At 66.6% G+C, this 25,735-nt stretch carries 27 protein-coding genes and 1 riboswitch; of the genes, 14 read left to right on the forward strand and 13 right to left on the reverse strand.

Translation table 11 applies throughout. The features are described from left to right. Positions 1-2: 2 nt before the first annotated feature. From QF031_RS06015 to QF031_RS06030, 4 genes are all read left to right on the forward strand, one after another. On the forward strand, positions 3-785 hold the full coding sequence (locus QF031_RS06015; protein WP_307425386.1) for a TIGR00730 family Rossman fold protein: 783 nt from the start codon (positions 3-5) through the stop codon (positions 783-785). Positions 786-839: 54 nt separating this feature from the next. Further along, the gene (locus QF031_RS06020) at positions 840-1,325 is read left to right on the forward strand and encodes a DivIVA domain-containing protein (protein WP_307425389.1); all 486 of its coding nucleotides are present in this window, start codon (positions 840-842) and stop codon (positions 1,323-1,325) included. Then, positions 1,322-2,578 (forward strand): hypothetical protein, encoded by a 1,257-nt coding sequence (locus tag QF031_RS06025; RefSeq protein WP_307425391.1) that lies wholly within the window; start codon positions 1,322-1,324, stop codon positions 2,576-2,578. Before QF031_RS06020 ends, QF031_RS06025 begins: the two co-directional genes overlap by 4 nt. 234 nt (positions 2,579-2,812) lie before the next feature. Continuing rightward, on the forward strand, positions 2,813-2,980 hold the full coding sequence (locus QF031_RS06030; RefSeq protein ID WP_083435355.1) for a DUF3117 domain-containing protein: 168 nt from the start codon (positions 2,813-2,815) through the stop codon (positions 2,978-2,980). A 61-nt stretch (positions 2,981-3,041) separates the two neighbouring features. Here the strand turns inward: QF031_RS06030 and QF031_RS06035 are convergent, their stop codons facing one another. Continuing rightward, a complete protein-coding gene (locus tag QF031_RS06035) occupies positions 3,042-3,674 on the reverse strand; it encodes an O-methyltransferase (RefSeq protein ID WP_307425393.1) in 633 nt (210 codons plus the stop codon). A 229-nt stretch (positions 3,675-3,903) separates the two neighbouring features. Between QF031_RS06035 and sigE the strand changes: the two genes are divergently transcribed. From sigE to QF031_RS06050, 3 genes are all read left to right on the forward strand, one after another. Next, positions 3,904-4,518, forward strand: a complete 615-nt coding sequence (gene sigE / locus QF031_RS06040) for an RNA polymerase sigma factor SigE (protein WP_307425396.1) — start codon at positions 3,904-3,906, stop codon at positions 4,516-4,518. 7 nt (positions 4,519-4,525) lie between these two features. After that, positions 4,526-5,431, forward strand: coding sequence for an anti-sigma factor (locus tag QF031_RS06045; protein ID WP_307425397.1), 906 nt, complete (start codon positions 4,526-4,528; stop codon positions 5,429-5,431). A gap of 69 nt (positions 5,432-5,500) precedes the next feature. Then, positions 5,501-5,905: a Sec-independent protein translocase TatB gene (locus QF031_RS06050; RefSeq protein ID WP_307425399.1), complete on the forward strand. Its 405-nt coding sequence runs from the start codon at positions 5,501-5,503 to the stop codon at positions 5,903-5,905. Between the two features lie 8 nt (positions 5,906-5,913). On the opposite strand, the gene QF031_RS06055 is transcribed toward QF031_RS06050, so the two are convergent. The 3 genes from QF031_RS06055 to QF031_RS06065 are packed head-to-tail and all read right to left on the reverse strand — an operon-like array spanning position 5,914 to position 9,089. Next, on the reverse strand, positions 5,914-7,071 hold the full coding sequence (locus tag QF031_RS06055) for an Mrp/NBP35 family ATP-binding protein (protein WP_307433169.1): 1,158 nt from the start codon (positions 7,069-7,071) through the stop codon (positions 5,914-5,916). Between the two features lie 58 nt (positions 7,072-7,129). Then, positions 7,130-7,822: a DUF1003 domain-containing protein gene (locus QF031_RS06060; RefSeq protein WP_307425402.1), complete on the reverse strand. Its 693-nt coding sequence runs from the start codon at positions 7,820-7,822 to the stop codon at positions 7,130-7,132. After that, positions 7,806-9,089: a magnesium transporter MgtE N-terminal domain-containing protein gene (locus QF031_RS06065; RefSeq protein ID WP_307425405.1), complete on the reverse strand. Its 1,284-nt coding sequence runs from the start codon at positions 9,087-9,089 to the stop codon at positions 7,806-7,808. Before QF031_RS06065 ends, QF031_RS06060 begins: the two co-directional genes overlap by 17 nt. Before the next feature lie 77 nt (positions 9,090-9,166). Here QF031_RS06065 and QF031_RS06070 point away from each other — a divergent pair, with 77 nt between their 5' ends. Beyond that, positions 9,167-10,162 carry a general stress protein gene (locus QF031_RS06070; protein WP_307425408.1) on the forward strand — a complete coding sequence of 332 codons (996 nt, stop codon included), beginning with the start codon at positions 9,167-9,169 and terminating at the stop codon, positions 10,160-10,162. Between the two features lie 120 nt (positions 10,163-10,282). Here the strand turns inward: QF031_RS06070 and QF031_RS06075 are convergent, their stop codons facing one another. Continuing rightward, complete coding sequence (locus tag QF031_RS06075) at positions 10,283-11,857, reverse strand: aminopeptidase P family protein (protein ID WP_307425412.1); 1,575 nt, start codon at positions 11,855-11,857, stop codon at positions 10,283-10,285. An 80-nt stretch (positions 11,858-11,937) separates the two neighbouring features. On the opposite strand from QF031_RS06075, the gene QF031_RS06080 reads away from it, so the two are divergent. Then, positions 11,938-12,786, forward strand: a complete 849-nt coding sequence (locus QF031_RS06080) for a PHP domain-containing protein (protein ID WP_307425415.1) — start codon at positions 11,938-11,940, stop codon at positions 12,784-12,786. On the opposite strand, the gene QF031_RS06085 is transcribed toward QF031_RS06080, so the two are convergent. From QF031_RS06085 to thiE, 4 genes are all read right to left on the reverse strand, one after another. Further along, positions 12,783-13,655, reverse strand: coding sequence for a DNA-methyltransferase (locus QF031_RS06085; protein ID WP_307425418.1), 873 nt, complete (start codon positions 13,653-13,655; stop codon positions 12,783-12,785). The genes QF031_RS06080 and QF031_RS06085 overlap by 4 nt on opposite strands. 8 nt (positions 13,656-13,663) lie before the next feature. Continuing rightward, complete coding sequence (locus tag QF031_RS06090; RefSeq protein ID WP_307425421.1) at positions 13,664-15,358, reverse strand: DEAD/DEAH box helicase; 1,695 nt, start codon at positions 15,356-15,358, stop codon at positions 13,664-13,666. A 291-nt stretch (positions 15,359-15,649) separates the two neighbouring features. Beyond that, on the reverse strand, positions 15,650-17,128 hold the full coding sequence (locus tag QF031_RS06095) for an RNB domain-containing ribonuclease (protein ID WP_307425424.1): 1,479 nt from the start codon (positions 17,126-17,128) through the stop codon (positions 15,650-15,652). A 39-nt stretch (positions 17,129-17,167) separates the two neighbouring features. Continuing rightward, on the reverse strand, positions 17,168-17,917 hold the full coding sequence (gene thiE, locus QF031_RS06100; protein WP_307425427.1) for a thiamine phosphate synthase: 750 nt from the start codon (positions 17,915-17,917) through the stop codon (positions 17,168-17,170). Between the two features lie 27 nt (positions 17,918-17,944). Continuing rightward, positions 17,945-18,063, forward strand: a riboswitch (TPP riboswitch). On the opposite strand from thiE, the gene thiO reads away from it, so the two are divergent. The 3 genes from thiO to QF031_RS06115 all read left to right on the forward strand — a co-directional run bounded on the left by thiO (position 18,059) and on the right by QF031_RS06115 (position 20,428). Beyond that, positions 18,059-19,375, forward strand: a complete 1,317-nt coding sequence (gene thiO, locus QF031_RS06105; RefSeq protein WP_307425430.1) for a glycine oxidase ThiO — start codon at positions 18,059-18,061, stop codon at positions 19,373-19,375. (Overlaps the previous riboswitch by 5 nt.) Further along, a complete protein-coding gene (gene thiS, locus QF031_RS06110) occupies positions 19,372-19,608 on the forward strand; it encodes a sulfur carrier protein ThiS (protein WP_307425432.1) in 237 nt (78 codons plus the stop codon). Before thiO ends, thiS begins: the two co-directional genes overlap by 4 nt. A gap of 4 nt (positions 19,609-19,612) precedes the next feature. After that, positions 19,613-20,428 (forward strand): thiazole synthase, encoded by an 816-nt coding sequence (locus QF031_RS06115; RefSeq protein ID WP_307425435.1) that lies wholly within the window; start codon positions 19,613-19,615, stop codon positions 20,426-20,428. A gap of 64 nt (positions 20,429-20,492) precedes the next feature. On the opposite strand, the gene QF031_RS06120 is transcribed toward QF031_RS06115, so the two are convergent. The 3 genes from QF031_RS06120 to QF031_RS06130 form a co-directional block, all read right to left on the reverse strand. Then, positions 20,493-20,795, reverse strand: coding sequence for a hypothetical protein (locus QF031_RS06120; protein WP_307425437.1), 303 nt, complete (start codon positions 20,793-20,795; stop codon positions 20,493-20,495). Between the two features lie 22 nt (positions 20,796-20,817). After that, positions 20,818-21,042: a DUF3107 domain-containing protein gene (locus tag QF031_RS06125; RefSeq protein ID WP_307425440.1), complete on the reverse strand. Its 225-nt coding sequence runs from the start codon at positions 21,040-21,042 to the stop codon at positions 20,818-20,820. A gap of 61 nt (positions 21,043-21,103) precedes the next feature. Then, a complete protein-coding gene (locus QF031_RS06130) occupies positions 21,104-21,769 on the reverse strand; it encodes a TetR/AcrR family transcriptional regulator (RefSeq protein WP_307425443.1) in 666 nt (221 codons plus the stop codon). Between the two features lie 84 nt (positions 21,770-21,853). Here QF031_RS06130 and moeB point away from each other — a divergent pair, with 84 nt between their 5' ends. Continuing rightward, the gene (gene moeB, locus QF031_RS06135) at positions 21,854-23,053 is read left to right on the forward strand and encodes a molybdopterin-synthase adenylyltransferase MoeB (protein ID WP_307425446.1); all 1,200 of its coding nucleotides are present in this window, start codon (positions 21,854-21,856) and stop codon (positions 23,051-23,053) included. Between the two features lie 69 nt (positions 23,054-23,122). Here moeB and QF031_RS06140 read toward each other — a convergent pair whose 3' ends face one another. After that, a complete protein-coding gene (locus tag QF031_RS06140) occupies positions 23,123-24,469 on the reverse strand; it encodes a glutamyl-tRNA reductase (RefSeq protein ID WP_307425450.1) in 1,347 nt (448 codons plus the stop codon). A gap of 169 nt (positions 24,470-24,638) precedes the next feature. Between QF031_RS06140 and hemE the strand changes: the two genes are divergently transcribed. Further along, a complete protein-coding gene (gene hemE / locus QF031_RS06145) occupies positions 24,639-25,733 on the forward strand; it encodes a uroporphyrinogen decarboxylase (protein ID WP_307425453.1) in 1,095 nt (364 codons plus the stop codon). Positions 25,734-25,735 lie beyond the last annotated feature (2 nt).

Here is a 25,735-nt window from a genome sequence, read left to right on the forward strand (position 1 = left end):
GAATGAGCATCAACGCAGATTCGGCCAAGAATTCCCAGCCGCGCCACAAGGGGCCCCTTGAGCTGCGCCGCAAGCAAGCGGCAGTGGAAATGTCGGACCAACATCTGCTCGACACCAAAGGCCCGGGCCAGTTTGTCCACACCGATCCCTGGCGCGTCCTGCGCATCCAGAGCGAATTCGTGGAGGGCTTCGGGGCGCTCGCAGACATTGGAAAAGCGGTCAGCGTCTTCGGCTCGGCCCGTACCAAGCCGGGAAGCCTGTACTACGAAATGGGCGTGCAAGTGGGGCGCAAGCTCGCTGAAGCCGGGGTAGCCGTGATCACCGGCGGCGGCCCGGGGTCCATGGAAGCGGCCAACCGGGGAACGGTGGAAGGCAACGGCGTGTCGGTGGGCCTGGGCATTGAGCTGCCGTTCGAACAGGGCCTGAACCAGTGGGTGGACCTCGGCATCAACTTCCGTTACTTCTTTGCCCGCAAAACCATGTTCGTGAAGTACGCGCAGGGCTTCATCGTGCTGCCCGGCGGGCTGGGCACCTTGGACGAACTGTTCGAAGCCATGGTCCTGGTGCAGACCCGGAAGGTGACCTCCTTCCCCATCGTGCTTCTCGGCGTCGACTTTTGGGGACCGATGATCGACTGGATCAGGGGCACCCTGGTGGCCGAGGGGATGGTCTCCGAGAAGGACCTCGACCTCATCCAGCTGGTGGACGACCCCGCCGAAGCCGTGGACCGCGTCCTCCACGCCGCGGTGGCCCCCGCCATGAACGGCGAGCAGCGGCCGGAGTAGCCGCCGGAGCAGCGCGCGCAACGGTTCCAGCCGGCGGTCTGGCACGATGGAACCGTGAGCTTCTTCCTCGTTTTCCTCGCTGTCGTGCTGGCGGCGGCGGTCCTCTGGGCCGGCCTGGGCCGGCGTTCCCGCAAAGCCGGCAAAGCCGGGCTGCCTGCACTCCTTGACGGTGGGTTCGAAGAACCGCCCGCCAACCTTCCGCCGGTGCTGCTGCCGGAGCAGGCCGTGCCGGAGGACGTGACCCGGCTGCGCTTTTCGCTGGGATTGCGCGGCTACCGGATGGACCAGGTGGACCAGGTCCTGGACGAACTGCGGGACCAGCTGGCAGCAAAGGACGCGGAAATAGCAGAGCTGCGCGGCCGGCTGGAGACCTCCCCGGAGCTGCCGGCGGAGCAGGCTTCCGGCGATGGATCCGCCGCCGGCAATGAAGCCGGGGAGCGGTCCGGAGCGGCGGGAGCCGGGGACAGCGGGGAAACCGCCCTCCCGGCCGGTTCCGCACCCGTCCCTGAGGACGCAGCACCGGGGAAAGGCGGCCTGTGAGTACCGTGGCCCGCCGCAGCCCGCTGGCGTCCGCCGGCAACGCAGCCCACCGCGTGGCGTCCGCTGTCGGCAGCTGGCCGTCGTGGCTTCAGGTAACCGCGCTGTATGCCGCGGCGCGGCTGGTTTCAGCCTGCATCTTCATGGCCGCGGCACTTCATCAGGGCCCCAACCCATGGTTCCCGCCCAAGCCGGATTACTGGAACTTCATCAACATCTGGGATGCCCGCTGGTACGGCCAAGTCATCGCCAACGGCTACCCGTCGGTCCTTCCCACGGACAGTGCCGGCAATGTGCAGGAGAACACCTGGGCTTTCTACCCGCTCTATCCGGCACTCGCCGGCGGACTCAGCCGCCTCACCGGTCTCAGTTCCGCCGCGTCGCTTACGCTGATCGCCATGTTGGCCGGCTGGGGCGCCGCGCTCGCGGTTTACAGACTGTTCCGGCAGAAGGCAGGCCACCCGTCCGCCATGTGGGGCGTTGCCTTCTTCTCAGCCTTCCCCGTCTCCGCCGTCCTCCAGGTGCCCTACGCCGAACCCCTGTCGCTGCTGCTGCTCGCGTGGGCCCTGCTGCTGGTGGTCCGCCGGCACTACCTGTGGGCCATCCCCGTGGTGGTCCTGCTGTGCCTGTCCCGGCCCGTCGGTGTCCCCTTTGCCGCCACGGTGGGGCTGCTCCTGGTCTTCCGCGCCGTGGCATTCGTCCGTGGCGGCCCGCAGCGCGGCGACGACGACGCGGCCCACTCTGGCCGGGACCTCGCGGCACTTACCGGGCTCACCGCCGTCGCGGGCGTCTCCGCTCTGGCCTGGCCCGCCATGGCGTGGGCCGCCACGGGGGACCCGCGGGCGTACACCAAGACGGAGACGGTGTGGCGTGGCCAGGACCTGGTGCCTTTCAAGCCGTGGTTCGACACCGGCGTCGAGCTTTTTGGCCCCGTGCTGGGCGTCCTTGCACCCCTGGCCTTCGTTGCACTGTTTGGCGCGATGCTGTTCCTTCGCCCGGTGGTACGGCTCGGCGTCGAACTGAGGCTTTGGTGTGCCTGCTACATGGGATACCTGCTGGCATTCCTCCATCCCCAGACCAGCACTTTCAGGATGCTGCTTCCGCTGTTCCCGCTGGCGCTGGGCGCGGTGTTCCTGTCCCGCTCAAGGGCATACCGGGGGGCCGTGGTGGTGATGTTCCTGCTGCTCCAGGTTGTATGGATCGTCTGGCTGTGGGCCTGGGCGCCGCTGCCCGGCGGAGGCGATTATCCGCCCTAGCAAAACCTGCTTCTGCGCAGGTCAGGGCGGGAATACCCCCTGCAGGAAAATGTCCATCGATTAGCTACGGACGGGTAATTCCGCGATAATGATAGGTAAGCAAGGACAAAAGCATTCAGAAAACTCGCAGCCCTGGCCGTGGTGACCACCACGCCGCCAGAGCCGCCTGATCGACATGCGGACACAGCCCGCCCGGGCTGATTAGTCCTGGAACAAAATGGAGGGGAATTCCTCATGGCGGCTATGAAACCACGCACCGGCGACGGCCCAATGGAAGTCACCAAGGAGGGCCGCAGCCTGATCATGCGCGTCCCGCTCGAAGGCGGCGGGCGCCTTGTGGTCGAGCTCAATGCTGCCGAAGCAGCCAATCTCAGGGAATGCCTGGTCGGCGTTACCGAATAAATCGTGCACGACAGGGTCCGCGGCCTACCGGCTGCGGGCCCTGTTCTGTCTCCGGGGATCCCTATTTCTTGACGGCCACCAGCAGGCCGTCCCCGGTGGGAAGCATGGCGGAAGCCAACCTGTCGTCGTCGCGGATTGCCCTGCCCACCTGCCGCAAGGTCACTGTGTTCGGCTCCCGGCCCGCAGGGTTGGCCACCTTGTCCTTGTCCAGGGCGTCATTGATGACCAGCAAACCGGAACGCTTGAGCAGCCGGATGGCCTGTTCCACATAGCCGGGGAGGCCCGGCTTGTCCGCGTCGATAAACACCAGGTCGTAGGCGCCGTCCGTCAGCCGTGGCAGGACATCGCGCGCGCGGCCGGAAATGGTGCGGGTTCTGTTGGCGGGGCTGCCGGCTTCGGCGAAGGCCTCCCGGGCGGCCCTCAGGTGTTCGACGTCGACGTCGATAGTGGTCAGGACCGCGTGCGGACCCAGACCCCGCAGCAGGCACACGCCGGACACTCCGGCGCCAGTGCCGATTTCCACTGCGGTCTGGGCCTTGGATGCCGAAGCCAGCACCGTGAGGACTGCGCCCACGCCGGGGCTGATGGCGTTGACCCCCAGTTCAAACGAACGTTCCCGGGCCCGAAGCATAACCTCATCCTCAGCGGGCAGATCTTCTGCATAGGACCAGCTGCTGGACTTGTCGGCGCTCATGGATTATCGCTTTCTGGGCGTAAGGGGGGAATGTTTCCTCAAGCCTACTGGGTGCGGGACTGCAGGCCGGGGAAGAACCTGTTGGGCCCAAGGCTGAAGTTTGCCGGCAGTCAGGAAATTCCCAGCCAAGTTTGACATGATTGGTATCCGCTCATCCAAACGGTGACCGGCGCCGAATCAGAGATGTCAACAGTATCCGGGCGTTAGCATTCCACGAGGGGAGTGGACGATGTCATCTTCAGTTGTGGCACCTGTCCCTGCAGTCACCAATCCCGATGATGAGTGGGTCCGTCCCACCTGGGAAGAAGTGGTCACCAACCATTCCGCAAAGGTCTACCGGTTGGCTTACCGCCTGACCGGCAACAAGTTTGACGCCGAGGACCTTACCCAGGAAGTGTTCGTCCGCGTCTTCCGTTCCCTGGAGAACTTCAAACCCGGAACGCTTGACGGCTGGCTGCACCGAATCACCACCAACCTGTTCCTTGACCAGGCGCGCCGCAAGACCCGCATCCGTTTCGACGCACTGGCGGAAGACGCAGAGTCCCGCCTGCCCGGCCGGGAACCCGGTCCGGAACAGAGCTTCGAACTGAACAACCTGGACCTGGATGTGCAGGCCGCGCTGGAGGAACTTCCGCCGGACTTCCGCGCCGCCGTCGTCCTGTGTGACCTCGAAGGGCTGTCCTACGACGAAGTCGCGGAAGCGCTGGGCGTAAAACTGGGCACCGTCCGCTCGCGCATCCACCGCGGCAGGACCATGCTCCGGGAGAAGCTGGCCCACCGTGACCCGCGTCCGCAGCAGTCCCGCCGGAAGCTTTCGATGCCGCGCATCGCCGGCATCCTCTGAACGGGACATGAATTCCAAGTTTCCTTTCGGCGGCAGGCATCAGCGCACGGGCAGCCACCTTGAGGCCTGCCACGAGTGCGCCGCCACCGTCCGCCGGGAACGGCAGTACCTTGAGCGTCTCCGGGACGCTCCCATCCCGCCCGCCAGCGACGACCTGACGGCACGGCTGCTGGCGCGCACCCACGAACTGGCCGCCCAGCCGCCCCCGCCCGGGCACCAAAGCAGCACCTCGCGCCTGGCCGTACGGGCCCTCGCGCTGACCGCAGGCGGAACCATGGCCGCCGCCGGAGTGCTGGCCGTGGGGGCCTTCACAGCTGCAGGCGATCCTGCCGGCGGCGAGGCCCAGGGCACCGAAGCCGCCTTCTCGCACGTGTCGTCACAGACCCCCGCCGATGGCCGGACTTTGAGCCCAGCCCAACTGGCCACCCTGCGCTCCGAGGGATGGGCCTGCCCCGACCTGCAGGCCCTGGGATTCCGCCTCGAAACGGCCAAGGCGCTGGTGGTTGACGGCCAGCCCGCAGTGGAGCTCCGGCTCACCAACGGAGCCCAGCATGCCACCGTTACCGAGCAGCACCCGGTCAGCGGGCACCCCGCAGCACAGGCCACGCCGGCTGCAGGAAGCGTGCCGGGGGAAACCGCCGGAGCCCGAGGTAGCACGGGCCTCTCAGGGGATTGGGCCACCACTCCCTGGACTGCCACTTACCGGGCAGCCGGCCTGACTATCACCTACCGCTCGGACCTGCCCGCCGCGCAGGCCAACGAAGCACTGCCTATCCTCAAGCGACTTGCGGACACTGCCGCGGAGGGGGTGGCGGCCGCCGTTCCGGAAACCCCTGAGGGACAGACCGCCGAGCCCCTGGAGACCCGGCTGGAGCGCGGGTTCAGCAAGATTGCCGCTTTGTTCACCCAGTGATGCGGACTCTTGCTCCGTCCGCCGGACGGGAATCGTCACTCGCAGCCCGGAAAGGGTAATCTTCCTAAAGTGTTTGGAATCAACGGCCCGGAGTTCATTCTTCTGCTGATCATAGGCGTGATGGTGATCGGCCCCCAGCGGCTGCCGGAATATACCCAAAAGCTGGCAAACCTGGTCAAGGAAGTGCGGCGCATGGCCAACGGTGCCCGTGAACAGATCAAGGAAGAAGTGGGCATCGACATCGACGATGTCGACTGGAAGAAATACGATCCCCGGCAGTACGACCCCCGGCGCATCATCAAGGAAGCACTGCTCGACGACGACACCAAGCCGGTGAGCGCAGGCGCCCCGGCCGCCGTGGCCGCAGTCTCCGGCGCAGCGGCAGTTGCCGAAGCGGCTCCCGCCCGCCCCGAACGGGTTGTACAAAGGCTGGCTCCGGGCGACATTGCCCCATTCGACACCGAAGCAACCTAGCCCCGCACTCAGCGGGGCTGCAGCCCGAGTTTCATCCCGGCAAGGCCACGCGGCTTGGCCGCCAGCTGCCCCGCGATGCCCGCCAACGCCGCTGCTCCTGCCGAATCCGGCTTGCCCAGGACGATCGGCACCCCTGAATCCCCGCCTTCGCGCAACTGGATGTCCAGGGGAATCTGGCCCAGCAGCGGAACATCCGTCCCCACCAAGGCGCTGAGGCGTTCAGTGAGGACGTCCCCGCCGCCGCTTCCAAACAATTCCATCCGGCCGCCGTCGGGCATTTCAAGGTAGGACATGTTCTCGATGACGCCTGCGATCTTCTGACCTGTCTGCATAGCAATGGCGCCGGCCCGTTCTGCGACGTCCGCTGCCGCGGGCTGCGGTGTGGTGACCACCAGGATTTCGGCCTTGGGCAGCAACTGCGCAACGGAGATGGCAATGTCACCGGTCCCCGGCGGAAGGTCCAGGAACAGGGCGTCCAGGTCGCCGAAATAGACGTCGGTGAGGAACTGTTCCAAGGCCCGGTGCAGCATGGGTCCGCGCCAGGCAACGGGCTTGTTGCCACTGACGAACATGCCGATGGAGATTACCTTTACCCCGTAGGCAACCGGCGGCAGGATCATGTCGTCCACCTGGGTGGGTTTTTGCGTGATGCCCATCAGCGCCGGGACGGAGAAGCCGTACACGTCAGCGTCCACGATTCCTACCCGGAGGCCCTGGGCAGCCAAGGCGCTGGCCAGGTTGACGGTGACAGAGGATTTGCCTACCCCGCCTTTGCCGCTTGCCACCGCATAGACCTTGGTAAGCGAGCCGGCCTCGTTGAACGGGATGCTGCGCTGCCCGCCCGCGCCGCGCAGCTTCTCCTTGAGGGCGTCGCGCTGGGCCTGGTCCATCACCCTGAGTTCGACGTCGACGGCGGTGACCCCGGGGACCGCGAAAAGAGCCTTCCGGGAATCTGCGGTAATGGTGTCCCGCAGCGGGCAGCCCGCAATGGTGAGCAGGACCGCCACGGCGACCCTGCCGTCGTCGGAAACCTTGACGGAATCCACCATGCCCAGCTCGGTGATGGGCCGGCGGAGCTCAGGGTCGATGACCGTGGCCAGGGCGTTGTTGACCGCCTGGTGCAGCGGAGTCTCGCTGGATGTTGCCGGATCGGTGGGGGCGCTCATGGGAGAAGCCTCGGCTTTCATGCGGTTGCGGGCCGGCACCTGGTGGGCGGCCTGGCGGTCATTGTGCAGAGTGGCCGGGTTTGACCCGGGGAATCTGCTGGGTACGCGGGCTGCGCTGCCGGTCCCGTTGTTCACGCAGCTTGTCCTTGACCTTGTCCCGCGGCGACTCGTGGGAACCAGGGCCGGTGTCGTCGTGGGTGCGGAGCTCCTCCTGGGCTTCCAGCATGTCCTCAAGGAGGGAGCGCAGCTCGGCCCGGACGTAGTCGCGGGTGGCCACCTCGCGCAGCGCGATCCGGAGGGAGGCAAGCTCACGGGTCAGGTACTCGGTATCGGACAGGTTGCGCTCGGCACGCTGGCGGTCCTGCTGCAACGAGACGCGGTCACGGTCATCCTGCCGGTTTTGCGCCAGCAGCAGCAGGGGTGCTGCGTAAGAGGCTTGCAACGACAGCATCAGGGTCAGCAGGGTGAAGCCAAGGTCCCTGGAGTCGAACTGCCAATCGACGGGCGCCCACGTGTTCCAGCCCAGCCAGAAGATGCAGAACACGGTCATGTAAACCAGGAACTGGGGCGTGCCCATGAACCGAGCAAAGCCTTCCGTGGCGTGGCCGAATGCGTCGGGGTCCGGGGAGAGTTTGGGCAGGATCCGCTGCCGGCCGCTGAGGGGCGTGTCGAGGCTGCCCTTTGATTCCGCTTTGGCCGGGTTCCGCTGGTTGGGGCTCTTCGGAGTGCTGATCTCAGCCAATGCGGCCACCGAGCTTTCTTATCGGGGCTTCGCCATCATGGGCGCGCCAGTCGTCCGGCAACAAATGATCCAATACGTCATCAACAGTCACCGCCCCCACAAGCCGGCCGGCGTCATTGACCACCGGAAGGGAGTTCAGGTTATAGGTAGCCAGCGTGCGCGCCACTTCGCTGATGTGGGCCTGGTCGGACAACGGCTCAAGGTTCTTGTCCACCAGGTTTCCCAAGGCCTCGAACGGCGGGAAACGCAGCAGCTGCTGGATATGCACCACGCCCAGGAAACGGCCTGTGGGCGTTTCCAGGGGCGGCCGGGCAATGAAGATCGACGACGCCAGCGCGGGGGAGAGCTCCTCGCGCCGGACGTGGGCCAGGGCTTCGGCGACGGTGGCCTCCGGCGGAAGGATGACCGGCACGGGAGTCATCAGGCCGCCGGCTGTGTCCTCGTCGTACTCGAGCAGGCGGCGGACGTCCTCGGCGCCTTCGGGCTCCATCAGCTGGAGCAGTTCCTCGGCCTGGGCGGAGGGGAGCTCGCCGAGGAGGTCGGCGGCGTCGTCCGGATCCATCTCTTCCAGGACGTCGGCTGCGCGCTGGACATCCAGGGCGGAGAGGATCTCCACCTGGTCGTCCTCCGGCAGTTCCTGGAGGACGTCCGCCAGGCGTTCGTCCTGCAGTTCACTGGCCACCTCGAAGCGGCGCTTGTCGCTCATCTCCTGGAGGGCCTCGGCGAAGTCTGCAGGTTTGAGGTCCTCGTGGTTGGCCACGAACTGGGTGGCGGCCTGCGGCTCGGTCTTCTGGCCCTGCTGGGCGTCCGCCCAGTCGATAATCAGGGTTTCGTTGCGGCGCAGCCGGCTCAGGGGGGACAGCGAGTGCCCGCGCCTTACGAAGAGCTTGCTGACGAACCAGTCACGGGACCTGTGCTGGTCTATGGCGATGTCTTCGATGGTGGCGTCGCCGCTGCCGTCGCGGAGGGTGACCCGGCGGTCGAACATCTCGGCCACCACCAGCGTTTCGGCCCCGCGCTGTTCAAACCGGCGCAGGTTGACCAGTCCCGTGCAGATGATCTGTGTCTGGTCGATCGAGGTGATCCGGGTCATGGGCACGAAGACCCGCTTCTTTCCCGGAACTTCCACCACGATGCCCACCACATGAGGGGCTCCCTGCGTTCCCCGGGACAGCACAACAACGTCGCGCAGCCGGCCCAGCCGGTCGCCCAGCGGGTCGAAAACATCGAGGCCCAGGAGGCGTGCCACGAAGACGCGTGTAGGTGTTGTACTCACCACTACAGGCTACCGAGTCTGCTCTCTTTTAGCTGAATTTACAGGCAGCACCCACCTTGATGGGCAAGAATGGGGTTATGTCGAACATATTTGGTGCACCCAAGCCCGGCGCTCCGAACGGACCGGACGATGCCCGGGCTGTTCCCACCGGTGACACCGTTGGCTCCTACACCTCCTACCTCGACGCCCAAAAAGCGGTCGACTACCTGGCGGACCAGCAGTTCCCGGTCCAGATGGTCTCCATCGTGGGTAACGAGCTGAAGATGGTGGAGCGGGTAACGGGGCGCCTGAGCTACCCCAGGGTGGCCCTTTCGGGTGCACTGAGCGGCATGTGGTTTGGCCTGTTCGTGGGCGTCATGCTCTCCTTCTTTGCGCCTTCCCCGGGTTACTTTTCGATCATGACCTCGGTGCTGATGGGTGCCGCCTTCTTCATGCTGTTCGGCATCGTCACCTACGCCATGCAGCGCGGCAAGCGGGACTTCACGTCCACCAGCCAGGTAGTGGCAACGAGCTACGACGTCATCGTGGCACCCGAAGCAGCGCATGAGGCGCGGCGCCTCCTGCAGCAGTTGCCGATGTCGCGTTCGGATGCTGCCTCAGGCCACGGCCCCTACACGCAAAACGATTACTACAACCAGCCGTACCAGCAGCAGCATCCGCAGCAGCAGGGCCAGGGTCCGGCACGTCCGGCCGGCTGGAACGATCCCTACGGCCAGCGGTCTTCTGGCACCCCTGAACACGGCTCCCCGGAACACGGTGGACCCGCCCAGGACGGGGCAGCTCAGGCCGGGCACGGTTACCCGGACGACGGCGGGCAGCAGGCCAACCAGCAGTACGGCGGCGGCCAGCAGCAGCAGCCGGTCCGTTCCGTCCGCTACCCCGACCTGCCGGACGGCCGGCCGCAGTACGGCGTCCGCCTCCCGCAGGATTCCGCCGCGGATGCCGGGCAGCAAGGTCCGGGACATAGCCCGGAACATGCTGCGGAACAGCAGGAACACCACGGTGGAGCTCATCGTGCGGAAGAACACTACGGATCCGAGGGCGACCAGCACCACGGCGAACACCGGCAGTAGCGGCCGGGAGGTTTACAGAGCCTGACATCAGGACGCACAAAGAGCGGGACCGCTGGATAGAATCCGGCGGTCCCGCTCTGTTCGTGTCTGTGCTGCGGCAGGCTTTATCCCTGCCGCGGATCAGGCTTCTTCGGTCCGGTAGATGCCGGCCATCCAGTCCTCCACGTCCTCGGCATTACGCGGCAGGGCGGCGCTGAGGTTCACGGGGCCATCAGCAGTCATGAGGATATCGTCCTCAATCCTGACGCCAATGCCGCGGTATTCCTCCGGGATGGCAAGGTCTTCCTTCTTGAAGTACAGGCCGGGCTCGATGGTGAAGACCATGCCCTCGGTGAGGACGCCGTCGAGGTAGAGTTCCCGCTTGGCCTGCGCGCAGTCATGCACGTCCAGTCCCAGGTGGTGGCTGGTACCGTGCGGCATCCAGCGGCGGTGCTGCTGGCCCTCGGGGCTGATTGCCTCCTCCACGCTGACAGGCAGGATCCCCCATTCGGACAGGCGCTCCGCAAGGACCGTGGTGGCCGCGGTGTGGATGTCGCGGAACTTGGTACCCGGCTGGGCAGCAGCGAAGCCGGCATCCGCGGCATCGAGGACTGCCTGGTAGACCTTGCGCTGGACGTCGCTGAAGGTGCCGCTGGCCGGCAGCGTCCGGGTGATGTCCGCGGTGTAAAGCGAGTCAGCCTCGACGCCAGCATCAAGGAGCAGGAGTTCCCCGGCGTGGATGCGCCCCGTGTTGCGGGTCCAGTGCAGCACGGTGGCGTTGTTGCCCGACGCGGCGATGGTGTCGTAGCCGAGTTCGTTCCCCACCTCGCGCGCCCGGGCGAAGAACGCGCCTTCCACCACGCGTTCCCCGCGGGCGTGCGTGAGGGCCCGGGGCAAGGCCTTAACAACTTCCTCGAAGCCTTCCACGGTGGCGGACACTGCAATCCGCATCTGCTCAATCTCCCACTCGTCCTTGAGCAGGCGCAGTTCGGAGAGTGCCTCGCTGAGCTTTTCGTCCAGGGCATCCAGGACACCAAGGTCCAGGTTCTCAGGGTCCTTGGCAGTGTTGTACCGGGCCGTGTCCACCAGTGCGTCGATGTTCTCGTCAACTTTGCGGACCAGGCGAATGGAGATACCGCCGATTTCCGGGGCCCCCACGTCCTTGGTGATGGCCGTTTCCAGCTGGTCGATGTGCGCGGGGGCCAGTCCCAGGCGGGCCTCAAACTCTTCGAGGGTGGGGCGTGCCCCGATCCAGAACTCCCCGGAGCGGGAGTCCGCGTAGAACTGTTCCGTGTCCCTGCCCGCCAGCGGGCGGAAGTAAAGGGTGGCAGTGTGGTGGCTGCCGTCGTCGCCCTTTCCTTCGGCAACCGGTTCGAGAATGAGCACGGCATCCGGCTCGTGGTCCAGGCCAAGCCCGGTGAGGTGCGCGAAACCTGAGTGCGGGCGGAAGCGGTAATCGCAGTCGTTGGAGCGGACCTTCAGCGGTCCAGCCGGGACGACCAGGCGTTCGCCCTTGAACTGGGCGGAGATCGCCTTGCGCCGGGTTGCGGCGTAGCCGGCTACCTCGTCCCGCGGGGGCAGGTCCTGGCTGGACGGCGCCCAGTTGCTGGCCATGAAGGCCTTGAAGGCATTGGAACTGGGCCGCTGGGAGCGGTTGTTGACGCGCTCCTCCAGCGGCTGGGAAGCAGAGTTTTGGGTGTTTTCGGCATCGTTCACGGCACCATCGTCTCACCAGCATCCCGGCTAAGCGAACAGGCCTCCCCGGTCTCCTGTCCCCGGTCCACTACGCTGGATAAGTGAGGATTGACCTGCATGCCCACTCCAACGTCTCCGACGGCACCGAGACGCCTGCCGACGTCATGGCCTCTGCTGCCCGCGCGGGACTGGACGTGGTGGCCCTGACCGACCATGATTCAACTGCAGGCTGGGCGGAAGCCACCGCGGCTGCAGCCACGTACGGGGTGGCCCTGGTGCCCGGCATGGAGGTCTCCTGCCGGACGGCGGAGGGCATCAGCGTCCACCTCCTGAGCTACCTGCATGATCCCGCCCACCCCGGCCTCCTCGAGGAAATTACCAAGGCCAAGGATTCCCGCCTGACCCGGGCCGAGCGGATGGTGACCATCCTGGCGGAGGACTACCCGCTCACGTGGGACGACGTGATCCATCACGTCGCGCCCGGCGCCACCCTGGGCCGGCCGCACATCGCGGACGCCCTCGTCGCCGCTGGTGTGGTGGAGGACCGCTCGGAGGCTTTCGCCTCCATTCTCACCTCCCGCTCGCGGTACTTCATTCCGCACTACGCACCGGACCCCGCTACCGCCGTCGAACTTGTCCGTGCCGCCGGCGGGGTGCCGGTGTTTGCCCATCCCGTGGCGTCGTCCAGGGGAAGGATCGTGGGGGAGCGGACCTACCGGGAAATGATCGACGCCGGCCTGGCGGGCCTGGAGATCGACCACCGGGACAATCCGGAGGAGGGCCGCGACTTCCTGCGGAAGCTGGCGGCAAGGCATGACCTGCTGATCACCGGGTCCTCGGATTATCACGGCACCGGCAAGCCCAACCTGCTCGGCGAAAACGTCACGGCACCGGACATGCTGGCGAGGATCGAGGAACTCGGCACGGGAGCCGCCATCGTCCGTCCCTAGTTGGGCTGGAACGAAGCCACGGTGGCGTGCGCACCCAGCCGCTTGGCCATAATGTCGATGGCCGGCTGGTTCTGGTCCACGCACACGAACTTCCGGCCAAGCTTGGCGGCCACTGCCCCCAGGGTGCCGGAGCCGGCGAAGAAGTCCAGGCACCAGTCACCGGGCCGGGACGATGCGGCGACAATCCTGCGCACCAGGCCTTCCGGTTTCTGCGTGGGGTAGCCGGTCTTTTCCTTGCCGGTGGGCGAGACGATGGTGTGCCACCAGACGTCGGTGGGCAGCTTGCCCAGCTCCCGCTTGGCGGGGGTCACCAGTCCGGGGGCCATGTACGGCTCACGGTCCACCTCGGCGCTGTTGAAGTGGTACTTGGCCGGGTTCTTCACGTACACCAGGATGTTGTCGTGCTTGGTGGGCCACCGGTTTTTCGCCCGTGCACCATAGTCGTAGGCCCAGATGATCTCGTTCAGGAAGCATTCCCGGCCAAAGATGGCGTCCAGCATTACCTTGGCGTAGTGCACCTCACGGTAGTCCAGGTGCAGGTACAGGGTCCCGTCGTCGGCCAGCAGGCGCCAGGCCTCCACGAGCCGGGGTTCCAGGAACGACCAGTAGTCGCTGAAGGCGTCATCGTAGCGGTGCAGGGCGCCCTTGATGGTGTCGTACGAGCGGCCCTTGAAACCCACCCGGTCCCCGCTGCCGCCGGCGTTCACCACCATCCGGGTTTCCTGGCGCTGCTGCGGCCTGCCCGTGTTGAAGGGCGGATCCACGTAAATGAGTGTGAAGGCGCCGTCCGGCAGCGTAGGGAGGTACTCCGCATTATCCGCGTGCACCACCAGGCTGCCGCCGTCCGGCGCCCAAACAGTGTCAGTCATCAGGGCAGTTAGGCCTCGGCGTTGCCGGGCTGGGTGCCGTTGTCCGCGCCGGCAACCACTTCGCCGTTGCGGCGGCGGGTACGCGTGCGGGTCCGGCGGGCGCGCGAGGGCTTCTCGCCGTCGGTTGCAGGGACGGCAGTGTCGGCGACAGGAGCTGCTGCAGAGTCCGGCGTACGACGACGGCGCTCACCTGAGCGGCCAGCGGAGCCACTGCTGCGGGCACCGTCGCGGCTGCCGCCCTTACCGCCGTCGGCCTTTCCGCGGCCCCGTCCGTCACGGTCGCGTGACCGGTCTGAGTCACGGCCGCCGCGGCTGTTCTTCTTGCCGGTTTCGCCCAGGTCCTCAAGTACCTCGGCATCGACGCCGGCAAGGGTCCGCTTGTCGCGGGGAAGGCGGCCCTTGGTGCCCTCGGGGATGTCAAGATCTGTGTACAAGTGCGACGAGGACGAGTAGGTTTCCACGGGCTCGGGGACGCTCAGGCCCAGCGCCTTGTTGATCAGCGCCCAGCGCGGCATGTCGTCCCAGTCAACGAACGTGACGGCGGTGCCCTTGTTGCCGGCGCGGCCGGTACGGCCCACCCGGTGCAGGTAGATCTTCTCGTCTTCCACGCACTGGTAGTTGATCACGTGGGTCACGTCATCAACGTCGATGCCGCGGGCAGCCACGTCGGTGGCCACCAGGACGTCCACCTTGTTGTTTCGGAACGCGCGCAGCGCCTGTTCGCGGGCGCCCTGGCCCAGGTCGCCGTGGATGGCGGCGGCAGCGAACCCGCGGTCCACCAGTTCTTCGGCCACTTTGGCGGCGGTGCGCTTGGTCTTGGTGAAGATGATGGTCCGTCCGCGGCCGCGGGCCTGCAGGATGCGGGCCACCACCTCGGTCTTGTCCATGCTGTGTGCCCGGTAAATGAGCTGGCGGATGTCCCGCTTGGTCAGGCCCTCGTCCTCGGGATCCGCTGCGCGGATATGGGTGGGCTGGGTCATGTAGCGGCGCGCCATGGCAATGACCGGGCCGGGCATGGTGGCCGAGAACAGGAGCGTCTGGCGGACTGCAGGGGTGCCGGCGATGAGGGTCTCAACGTCCGGCAGGAAGCCGAGGTCCAGCATTTCGTCGGCCTCGTCGAGGACCACGAGCTTCACGTTCTTCAGGCTCAGGTGCTTCTGCTTGTACAGGTCGATCAGGCGCCCGGGGGTGCCCACCACTACCTCGACACCCTGCTTGAGCGCGTCTACCTGGGGCTCGTAGGCGCGGCCACCGTAGATGGTGGTGATCCTGGCGTTGCGTTTGCGGGACGCGGTCTGCAGGTCACTGGCCACCTGAACGGCAAGTTCGCGGGTGGGAACGATCACCAGGGCCTGCGGGGCTCCCGGCACGGCCAGCTTGGCGTAGCCGGGGTCGTCCTGGCCGATGACGCGCTGCAGCGCGGGAATACCGAAGCCGAGTGTCTTGCCGGTGCCGGTCTTGGCCTGGCCGATGATGTCGTGGCCGCCCAGGGCGACCGGCAGGGTCATGGCCTGGATGGGGAAGGGGTGGGTGATCCCGGCGTCGGCCAGGGATTCCACGATGTCTGCGCGGACGTTGTAGTCGGCGAAGGACTTCTCGGCGATCTCGTGCGGCGTCTCGTCCGAGATGATGGTCTCTTCCGGTTCGAGGGTCTCTGTGCCGGACTCGTCGCTCAGAAGCTGGTGGGTATGCAATTCACTCACAGGGGAGTTTCCTTATTCATTAGGCATTGGCGCTGCCTGCTCAACGGGCCGGCCAGTGCTGGCCGCTCCGGAGCACGCTCAAGCGCGCAAGCAATTCCAGTGGAAGCCGATCGCGGGCTATCTAAATGCTGGCACTGGGGACCAGCGGGTAAATCTCAAGATCGCGTAGGGGCGGGCTTGTTGGTTTCAAATGGAGGAAATCAACGACCGGGCATCCAGTTCTACCCCTCCAGTCTAGCCGCACGGGGGTGGAAACACGGTTTCGGCCCACCCGCGGCGTCCGCAGGTCCCTCAGGAAACGAGTTCGAAGTGGATCCGACGGGTGGTGATGTCCGAGGCAACCAGGCGGACCCGGACCTTGGTGCCGGACTCCAGTTCGCCTGCGCAGCGTGCGGTCACGGCAGGTTCGGCGATCTGGATGATCCCGGAACTACCGTTGCCGTTCCTGCCATTGCCGTTTCCGTTGCCGTTCCCGTTCTGCGGCTTGGACCCTGAAATTACGATCGCGTCGAACTCCTGTCCGATGTGGTTCAGCAGTAGCGCTGCCTCCACGGTGTCCAGTGCCAGGCGTTCCATCCGGGACGCGAGCTGGTCGGACCCGGCCATGATGCCCGGCAGCAGCGGAAGGGCTTCGCGGGCCCAGCCGGGGACATCGCCGCCATTACTCAGGGCCTCGCAGATGACCAGGACGAAGCGGTCCACCAAGCGGCGCAGCGGCGCGGTGGTGTGGGCATATGCCGCGCCGATGGCGGACTGGATCCCATCCTCGGGGACGGTTCCGTCAAAGGCGGTGTAGGAGGCTCCACGGAACAGCATGCCTGCCGAATGCATGATGGCCAGCTGCCTCGGGTCGGTGGGATCAAGGGAGCGCAGGTATTCGCCGTAGCTGACTTCGCCGTCCCACGGCCTGCCCAGCACCTCGGTCTGTAGCCGGAAATGCCTCAGGGAACGTTCATCCGGCGCCGGCATGGTGCGCAGGATGCCCACCTTGCCCTCCAGCATGAGCGCCGCTGCCGCCATCCCGGTCATCAACGAAATCTGCGCGTTCCAGTCCTCCACGGGAAGCTGCGGAACGGCGTCAATCCGGTAGCCGCCGTCGGGCAGTTGGACAATCTCCTGCTCGGGCATGTTGAGGCTGGCACCTTGGCGTGCCCGTTCCAGCGCCACCCGCTTCAGGCCCACCTCGCGGAGCAGTTCCAGCACGCCGGAAGCAGTCCCGGCGTCGAGGTCTGCCTGGGCGCCTTTGTAGCTGAGCTTGTCTCGGCTGCGGACCCGTGCCCGCCGGACGCCGACTGTCAGCACCGACGCGTCGCCGTCGAGCGTGAACTCCCATACGAAGGCTGAGCATTCCTGGCCCGGCAGCAGGCTTCCTGCCCCTTCGCTGATCACCTCCGGATGCAGCGGAATCCGGCCGTCAGGGGCGTAGAACGTTTGGCCGCGGCGGCGCGTCTCCGCGTCCAGCGGGCCGCCGGGGACGACGAACGCGGGGACGTCGGCAATCGCGTACATCACACGGTAGCCGTCCCCATCCAGTTCGATGAAGACTGCCTGGTCCAGGTCCGTGGAGGACGCCGGGTCGATGGTCACAAACTCGACGGCGGTCAGGTCGTAGGACGGCAGCTCCAGCGCCGCCACGGCGGCCAGGGCATCTTCCACGGCTTCGGCAGGATACGGGCCGGGAAGTTCCAGTTCCGTCCGCAGCAGTCCCAGCGCCTCTTCCAGGGCGTTCTTGTGGTCGTGGACGTTGGGAGCCAGCCGATGATGTGACACAAAATTCAGCGTAGCCCCAAGTTCCGGGATTAAGCAGGCTCAGGCGCCGGCGGCCGCCAGCGCGTCGAGGAGGGAGGCAGCAGCTGCCGCAGGATCGGAGGCTTCGGTGATGGCACGGACAACCACGATCCTGCGAGCACCCGCCTCCGCTACCTGGTGGATGTTGCCGTGGTCGATGCCGCCAATGGCAAACCAGGGGACCGGTTCCGCCGCATGCCGGGACGCCTCGGCGGCGTACTTCACCAGTTCAGGGCCGACGGCGGTCCTGCCGGGTTTGGTGGGCGTGGCCCAGACCGGACCCACGCAGAAGTAGTCCAGCCCGGAGGGGCCGGCAGCTGCCAGCAGGGCGGCGTCCACCTGTTCGGGTGTGTGGCTGGAGAGTCCGATGGCGGCGTTGCCATTCACCAGCGCGCGTGCTGCAGCCAGGGGAAGGTCTTTCTGGCCAATGTGGAACACCGGGGCGCCGGAGAGAACGGCGATGTCTGCACGGTCATTAACGGCCCAGAGCCTGCCGTGCCGTACCGCCGTCTCCTTCAGGACCGCCAAAAAGTCCAGTTCCTCGGCTGCCTCGATGGTCTTGTCGCGGAGCTGGATGATGTCCACGCCCCCGGCAAAGGCCGCGTCCACGAACTCCGCAAAGTCGCCGCGGTCACGCCGTGCATCAGTGCAGAGGTACAGCCGGGCCGCCTTGAGGGCCTCGCTGTCGCGGGCGTTGACAACCTCGGCACTGGCAACGGCGTTGGCCGGTGCATGGGAACCTGCGGCGAAGGATGGGGTGGTCGCATTCATGCCTGCAAGCCTAGTTCCTCTAAACTGGGCTGGTACTGCGGGAGCCCGCGGCAGCTGTCACAAAGCGCCGGGCTGAGAGGGCGTCAGAGCCGACCGCTTGACCTGATCCGGTTAATGCCGGCGTAGGGAAGGAACCCCCATATGCGTACTCCCGGCACCACCCATCCCGTGTCCGCGGACGCCGCCGGCCCTGCCACCCTCCGGGCGGACGTCGCCGTTATCGGCGGGGGAGTGGTGGGGCACGGCATCGCGTGGGAGGTGCAGCGTTCCGGACGGTCCGTCGTCCTCATTGATGATGCGCCCGGAACCGGAGCCAGTTGGGCCGCCGCCGGGATGCTGGCCCCCGTCAGCGAACTGCATTACCAGGAGGAGGACCTCCTGGAGCTCATGCTGGAGGCGTCCTCCCGCTGGCCCGGGTTTGCCGCCGGCGTCGCTGAGGCGTCCGGCTCGGATTGTGGGTATCTTACGACGCCGACTCTCGCCGTGGGTGCCGACGCCGCCGACCGCCGCGCACTGATGGACCTGCGGACAGTGCAGCAGGCCAACGGGCTGGCAGTGGAACCCCTGACAGTGCGGGAGGCCCGCCAGCGCGAACCACTCCTCAGCCCCGCCATCGCCTGCGCCCTCGACATCCCCGGTGACCACCAGGTGGATCCCCGCCGGCTGGTGGCAGCGGTGCGGCTTGCCCTCGCAGGTGCTGCCCGGGAGAAGCCTGACCTGGGCGTGGACGGGGCGGTGGACGGGTACGCCGTGCCGGACCGGGCAGCCTGCCTGGTGTGGGAGGACGGATCGGTCGCGGGCGTCCGCCTGGTAGGCGGCGGGACGGTCCTGGCAGCGGAAACCGTGGTTGCCAACGGCCTGCAGGCGGGAACATTGGGCGGACTGCCCGACGGCCTTGAGCTGCCGCTGCGGCCGGTGCACGGGGACATCCTCCGCCTTGCGGTTCCCCGCCATCTCCAACCCCTGGTGACCGCAACCGTGCGGGGCCTGGTGCACGGGGTTCCGGTGTACATCGTCCCGCGGGCGGACGGGACCGTGGTGATCGGAGCCACCCAGCGGGAGGACGCCCTGTCCGACGCCGTGAGCGCCGGCGGCGTCTACCAGCTGCTGCGCGATGCGCAGGCACTGGTGCCCGCCGTCGCCGAACTCGAACTTCTGGAATCCACAGCCCGGGCCCGCCCCGGAACCCCGGACAACGCTCCACTGCTGGGACGTGTGCCGGCGGTCCCTGGTGCAGGAAGCACAGCGTCCGATACAACAGGACCCGCCCACGTGCCGGGACTCATCATCGCTACCGGCTTCTTCCGGCACGGCGTCCTGCTCACCCCCGCCGCAGCAGCCATCTGTGCAGAACTGCTGGACGGAAAAGCCGATCCCCGGTGGGCGCCCTTCCGCCCGGACCGGTTCTCCAGGCCGGCGGGCGCCGCCCAACGCACCCACATCAAGGAGACAGCGTGAACATCACCCTCAACGGAAACCCGCACACGGTGGCCGACGGCGCCTCCATCACCACGCTCGTCAGCCAGGTCACCGGACGCCCGCTGGCTGCCAACGGGCAGGCGATGGACGGCGGGAAACTGGGCGTCGCCGTCGCGCACAACGCGCAGGTGGTCCCGCGGAGCCAATGGTTCGCCACGGCGCTCGCCGACGGCGACGACATCGAACTCGTCACAGCAGTACAGGGAGGCTGACGCCATGACCGAAACCAGCACCATCAACCCCGCCGGAGACACCGGTGCAAACGACAACCTGGTGATTGACGGCGTAGCCCTCGGATCCCGGCTCATCATGGGCACCGGCGGAGCACCGAGCCTGGACGGCCTGGGCGCAGCGCTCCTGGCCTCCGGCACCGCCCTGACCACCGTCGCCATGCGCCGCTACTCCACCGCGGAAACCGGCTCTCTGTTCCAACTGCTGGTGGACCACGGGATCCGTGTGCTGCCCAACACCGCCGGTTGCTTCACCGCCAGGGACGCGGTCCTCACGGCGGAACTGGCCCGGGAAGCCCTGGAGACCGACTGGGTGAAACTGGAGGTTATCGCGGACGAACAGACGCTCCTGCCCGACGCCGTGGAACTCGTGGAAGCCACGGAGCAGCTGGTCAACCGCGGCTTCAAGGTCTTTGCCTACACCAACGATGACCCCGTGCTTGCGCTGCGGCTCGAAAACCTCGGCGCCACCGCCGTGATGCCGCTGGGCGCCCCGATCGGCACGGGCCTGGGGATCCTGAACCCGCACAACATCGAGCTCATCGTGTCGCGCGCGTCTGTTCCCGTGGTCCTGGATGCAGGCATCGGTACGGCATCCGATGCAGCTTTGGCCATGGAGCTGGGCTGCGACGCCGTCCTGCTGGCTACGGCCGTGACGCGCGCGCAGAACCCTGCCCTCATGGGCGAGGCGTTCAAGCATGCGGTCATCGCTGGCCGGATGGCCCGGGCAGCGGGGCGCATCCCGCGCCGGGAGCATGCCCTCGCGTCGTCCGCGATGGAGGGCAGGGCCGAGTTCCTCTGATCCGGTCTTAAACAGGTGTGGCCACCACCCGGGCGGGTGGTGGCCACACCTGTTTAAGGACAGTTCAGCGGCGCAGGATGGCAGTCATCCGCTCCATGTCGTGGCGGGCACGCGTGCGGCCCAGGTAGACGACAGCGCCGACGGCGGCAGCAATGCCCAGGACCGTGGGCAGGACCCACGGGAGCCAGGTCAGGCCAGGCAGGTAGCCGAAGCCGGCGGCCATCAGGATGATCCATGCCAGCGCCGCAACACCGACGGCAATGCCCGCCGGCACTGCCGCACCATACTTGGCATGGCGCTTGTCATTGGCCCAGACGATGAAGCCGGCGGCCACGGTGGCCAGCACCACGATGGTCAGCGAAAGCACGGATCTCCCTCCTGGCCGGGGTCTAGAACTGGCCGAAGCCTACGCGGCGGACCTCTTCGGCACCGATTTCGACGTACGCCAAGGCGTTACCCGGAACAATGATCAAGCGTCCCTTGTCATCCTTCAGGCGCAGCTCGCTGCCTGCGTTAATGGCTTCGCCGACAACCTTGGCCACCGTCTCTGCATCCTGGGCCGATTCCAGCACGATTTCGCGGCCAACGTTTTGAACGCCGATCTTAATTTCCAAGGGGGCCTCCCAGCCTGTGAAGTTCTCGTGCTTCTCTACGAGGTGTTGTCTTATTTGTAGTCTAGGACTCTTTGGGGAAGCGAGAGATTCCGCGCCAAGCTAAACGGTAGATGAGATCACTGGCTACATCGAGGTCCAGGTTGCCGTCGGTTTCCAGCCAATACCGGGCGCTGACATGCGCCAACCCGGCCAGTCCCCGGCCCAGGAGCTGCGCTTCCAGCTGGGGAAGTTTGGTGTCTTCGGCGATCACCCTGGCGATGGCGTCCGCGAAGGTCCGGTTGAAGGTTTCCAGCCTGGAGCTGACATCGGGGTCGTTGATCAGGTCGGATTCGAACACCAGGCGGTGGGCCTGGTCATCGTTGGCGATGAACTGGAAGTAGGCGCGCATGACGGCCTGGACGCGTTCATCGTTGTCCGTGGTGGAGTTCAGGGCACCCAGCATGAGCTCGGTCAGGGAGGCCAGGTGGCTTTCCAGCAGGGCGAGGTACAAGTCGCGTTTGGAGGGGAAGTGCTGGTACAGCACCGGCTTGCTGACATGGGCCGTCTCCGCAATCTCATCCATCGCGGCTCCATGGTAGCCGTTGGCGACGAACACCTCCTGAGCGGCAGCAAGGAGTTGTGCGCGGCGCTCATCCCTGGGCAGCCGGGCGGACCGATGGCCTGCGGGGCGGGAGGCAGTTTGCGGTTCGGCGGCGGGCGGGCGGTCAGCCCGTGCTTCAGGGACCACAGTTGTCCTTCTTTCCATTGCAGTTACCTTCACTTTACTGCGCGGTAATATGACCCGGCGGTATCCCGGGGCATACATTGAAGTATGGCTTCGTCTTTCACCGCAAATGTTTCAAACCTTTCCCTGGATCCGCTGGTGGAACCCGCCGCAGAGCTCACCCCCGCCGAGGTGGAACGGTACTCCCGGCACCTGATCATTCCGGAGATCGGCGCCCTGGGACAGCGGCGGCTCAAGAACGCCAAGGTCCTGGTCATCGGCGCCGGCGGGCTCGGTGCTCCCGCCTTGCTCTACCTTGCGGCTGCGGGTGTTGGCACCATTGGAATCGTTGACGACGACGTGGTGGACCTGAGCAACCTGCAGCGCCAGGTGATCCACGGCGTCAGCGACGTGGGACGGCCCAAAATCGAATCAGCCCGGGACGCCATCGCCGAACTGAACCCGCTGGTGGAAGTCCGTCTGCATAACCTCCGCCTGGACTCGTCCAACGCCCTGGAACTGTTCAGCGGGTACGATCTCATCCTTGACGGCGCGGACAACTTCGCCACCAGATACCTGGTGAACGACGCCGCCGCCATCCTTGGCAAGCCCTACGTGTGGGGTTCCATCTTCCGTTTTGATGGCCAGGTCAGCGTGTTCTGGGAAAAGCATGGCCCCACCTACCGCGACCTCTACCCGGAGGCCCCGCCTGCAGGTTCCGTCCCGTCCTGTGGTGAGGGCGGCGTGTTCGGCATGCTCTGCGCTGCCGTGGGATCGCTGATGGTGACCGAGGCGGTGAAGCTGATCACCGGCGTCGGACGTTCCCTGCTGGGCCGCGTGGCACTGTTTGACGCCCTGGGCGGCAGCTGGCGCGAGATCCGTGTGTCCAAGGACCCGGCTGCGGAGCCCATCACCGAGCTGACGGACTATGAGGCCTTCTGCGGCATCGCTCCGGCGACGCAGGCGGACACTGAACACACCGTCACCGCCACCCAGCTCGCCACCATGCTGGCCTCGCGGAAGGCCGGGCTCAAGGACTTCGAACTGGTGGATGTCCGGGAAGCAGGGGAGTACGACATCGTCCGGATCGAGGGTGCCAAGCTGATCCCGCAGGGACGCATCCTCGCGGGGGAGGCGTGGGATGAACTCCCGCAGGACCGGGACATCGTGTTCCACTGCAAGGCCGGGACGAGGTCTGCCAACGTGCTGGCAGCGGCGCGGGAGGCCGGCTACCAGCGGGTCAGCCATCTCGACGGCGGGATCCTTGCCTGGGTGCGGGACGTGGAACCCCAAAAGCCCGTCTACTGACCGGTTGCTCTATCAGATATGGCTCCTAAACCGGTGGTTTAGGAGCCATATCTGATAGAGCAAGTTACCTCAGGCGGTTTCGCGGCCCTCGTGGTCCACCGGGCATTCGGCCTCGGCCAAGGCGGGGGAGCCGGCGGGTGCCGTGCCGGGCTGGGCGCCGGGCTGTTCCACCGTGATGCCGTACAGCGCCTCCAGCGCGGCCACGTAGTCGTCCTGCTGGCCGTTCGCGGCGAGTTCGCGGGCGCGGACGGTGGGGACGTGCAGCAGCTGCTTGACCATGCGGCGGAGGGCGAACTCGACCTCTTCGGCGGCGGCCGTGCACCCATGGCGCGCCCGGACCTTTTCCATTTCCGCGTCCAGCACGTTCATGGTGTGGCGCCGAAGGGCAACGATGGCTGAATCGACGGAGCGGGCTTCGCGTTCCTGCTGGAAAGCCTTGGCGGCGTCCTTCACGATGCTGCTCGCCTGGGCAAGCGATTCCGCCTGCTCCTGCGGTGCTGCGAGGCGCACGGACTCGAGGGTCAGCAGTTCCACCCCGTCCAGTTCGCCGACGGCGGGATCAAAGTCGTGCGTGAGGGCCAGGTCAATGGCGATCAGGGGCTGCGGGGAGTTGGCGCGGACCTGGGCCAGTTCATCGGCTTCAACCCGGGTATCCGAGCCGCTGCAGCCGATCATGACGTCGGCAGCGGCCACCGCGGGCCGCAGCGAATCCACGTCCAGGGCCGCGCCGCCGCGGGAGGCAACGAACCCTTCGGCCCGGCCGGACGACGAGAAGACGGAGATGTCGGTGCAGCCGCGTTCGCGCAGCAGTGCCATGGTGGCGCCCGCGTAGGCGCCGGTCCCGAAGAGCACAACCTTCTTGGCTGACCAGTCAGGGCTTTCGGAAAGGTCCGTTGCCAGGTCCAGTGCCACGGAGACGATGGAAAGCCCGCGGGAACCAAGTGCGGTCTGCGCGCCCACGTCCTTGGCGGTCTTCGAGGCGGCCTGGAACAGCCGGACCAGGCCGGCGCTGGCAGTGCCGTCGTGCTGGGCGGTGATCAGGGCGCGGCGCACCTGGCCGGCGATTTCGCGTTCACCCACGACGGCGGAGTCCAGCCCCGCGCTGACGGCGAACAGGTGCTGGGTCACCTCGGGTCCGGTGCGCGTGCTGAAGGAACGTGAGACAAGGGGTTCGGCGAGGCCGCTGGCCTCGCTGATCCGGGAGACGAGTGCCGCCCGGGCTGCCTCGACGTCGTTCGGGTTGGGGGCCTCGCCGTAGATCTCGTAGCGGTTGCAGGTGGCAAGGACCACCGCCCCGGCCACGGCAGGGGATTCGGTGAGCGCGGATGCGGCAATCCCGGAGGAACCGTTGCTCAACTGAGCAACGGTTTCAAGATCGATGTCGGCGTGTGTAGCCACCAATGAGAAAAGAACCACAACAGGCCAATCATAGCTTTTTCGTTGCCCGGTAGAACAACCACCGGAAAGGATAGTCGCCACACTCCAAGGTGATCCGCGCCACCTTGCCGGAGTGACCGCCGGAGTGGGCCGGGCAGCGACAGGTTGTCGTTATCTTTTGCTGTTCTTTTTCGGCACAATCAAAAGCATGACTCCTAGCCCCGCCGTCTCCGCTGCCGGCGCCCTCGCCGCAGACCATCCACTGATGGACGGCCGCACAGCCGACTCCCCTCTGATTACGGCCTACCGCGGGGGCAAGCCGTCCCGCCGTCCTGTCTGGTTCATGCGGCAGGCAGGCCGGTCCCTGCCGGAGTACCTGAAGGTGCGCGAGGGCATCGCCATGCTTGATTCCTGCCTCCGCCCTGAGCTGGCCTCCGAGATCACGCTGCAGCCCGTCCGCCGCCACGACGTGGACGCAGGCATCTTCTTCTCCGACATCGTGATCCCGTTGAAGCTGGCCGGGGTCGGAGTGGACATCGTTCCGGGGGTGGGGCCGGTCCTGGACAAGCCCGTGCGCACAGCAGCGGATGTCGCCGCCCTGCCCCAGCTCACCTGGGAAGCCCTCGAGCCAATCCGCGAAGCCGTCCGGCTCACGGTGGCCGAACTGGGCAAGACACCCCTGATCGGCTTCGCCGGTGCGCCGTTTACCCTTGCCGCCTACATGGTGGAGGGAAAACCGTCCCGCGACCACCTGGGCCCCCGGACCATGATGCACGCGGACCCGGAGACCTGGGCCGCGCTGGCCAACTGGGCCGCCGACGCTTCCGGCATGTTCCTCCAGGCCCAACTGGAGGCCGGTGCCTCCGCCGCCCAGCTCTTCGACTCCTGGGCGGGCTCGCTGGGACTGGCCGACTACACCAAGTACGTTGCGCCGGCGTCGGCCCGTGCCCTTGACCATGTCCGCCACCTCGGCGCCCCGCTCATCCACTTCGGCACCGGCACCTCTGAACTTCTCGTTGCCATGCGCGACGTGGGTGTGGACGTGGTGGGCGTCGACTACCGGCTGCCCCTCGATGAGGCCAACCGTCGCCTGGGCGGGACTGTTCCGTTGCAGGGAAACATCGACCCCGCCCTGCTGGCAGCCCCCTGGGAGATCCTCGAAGCCCACGTCCGCGACGTTATCGCCGCCGGCTCAGCCGCTCCCGGCCACGTCCTGAACCTCGGACACGGGGTACCGCCCGAAACGGACCCTGACGTCCTGACCCGCGTGGTGGAGCTCATCCACTCCATCGCGCCGGAGTAAAC

The sequence above is a fragment of the Pseudarthrobacter defluvii genome (assembly GCF_030816725.1).
In the GTDB taxonomy this organism is placed as follows: domain Bacteria; phylum Actinomycetota; class Actinomycetes; order Actinomycetales; family Micrococcaceae; genus Arthrobacter; species Arthrobacter defluvii_A.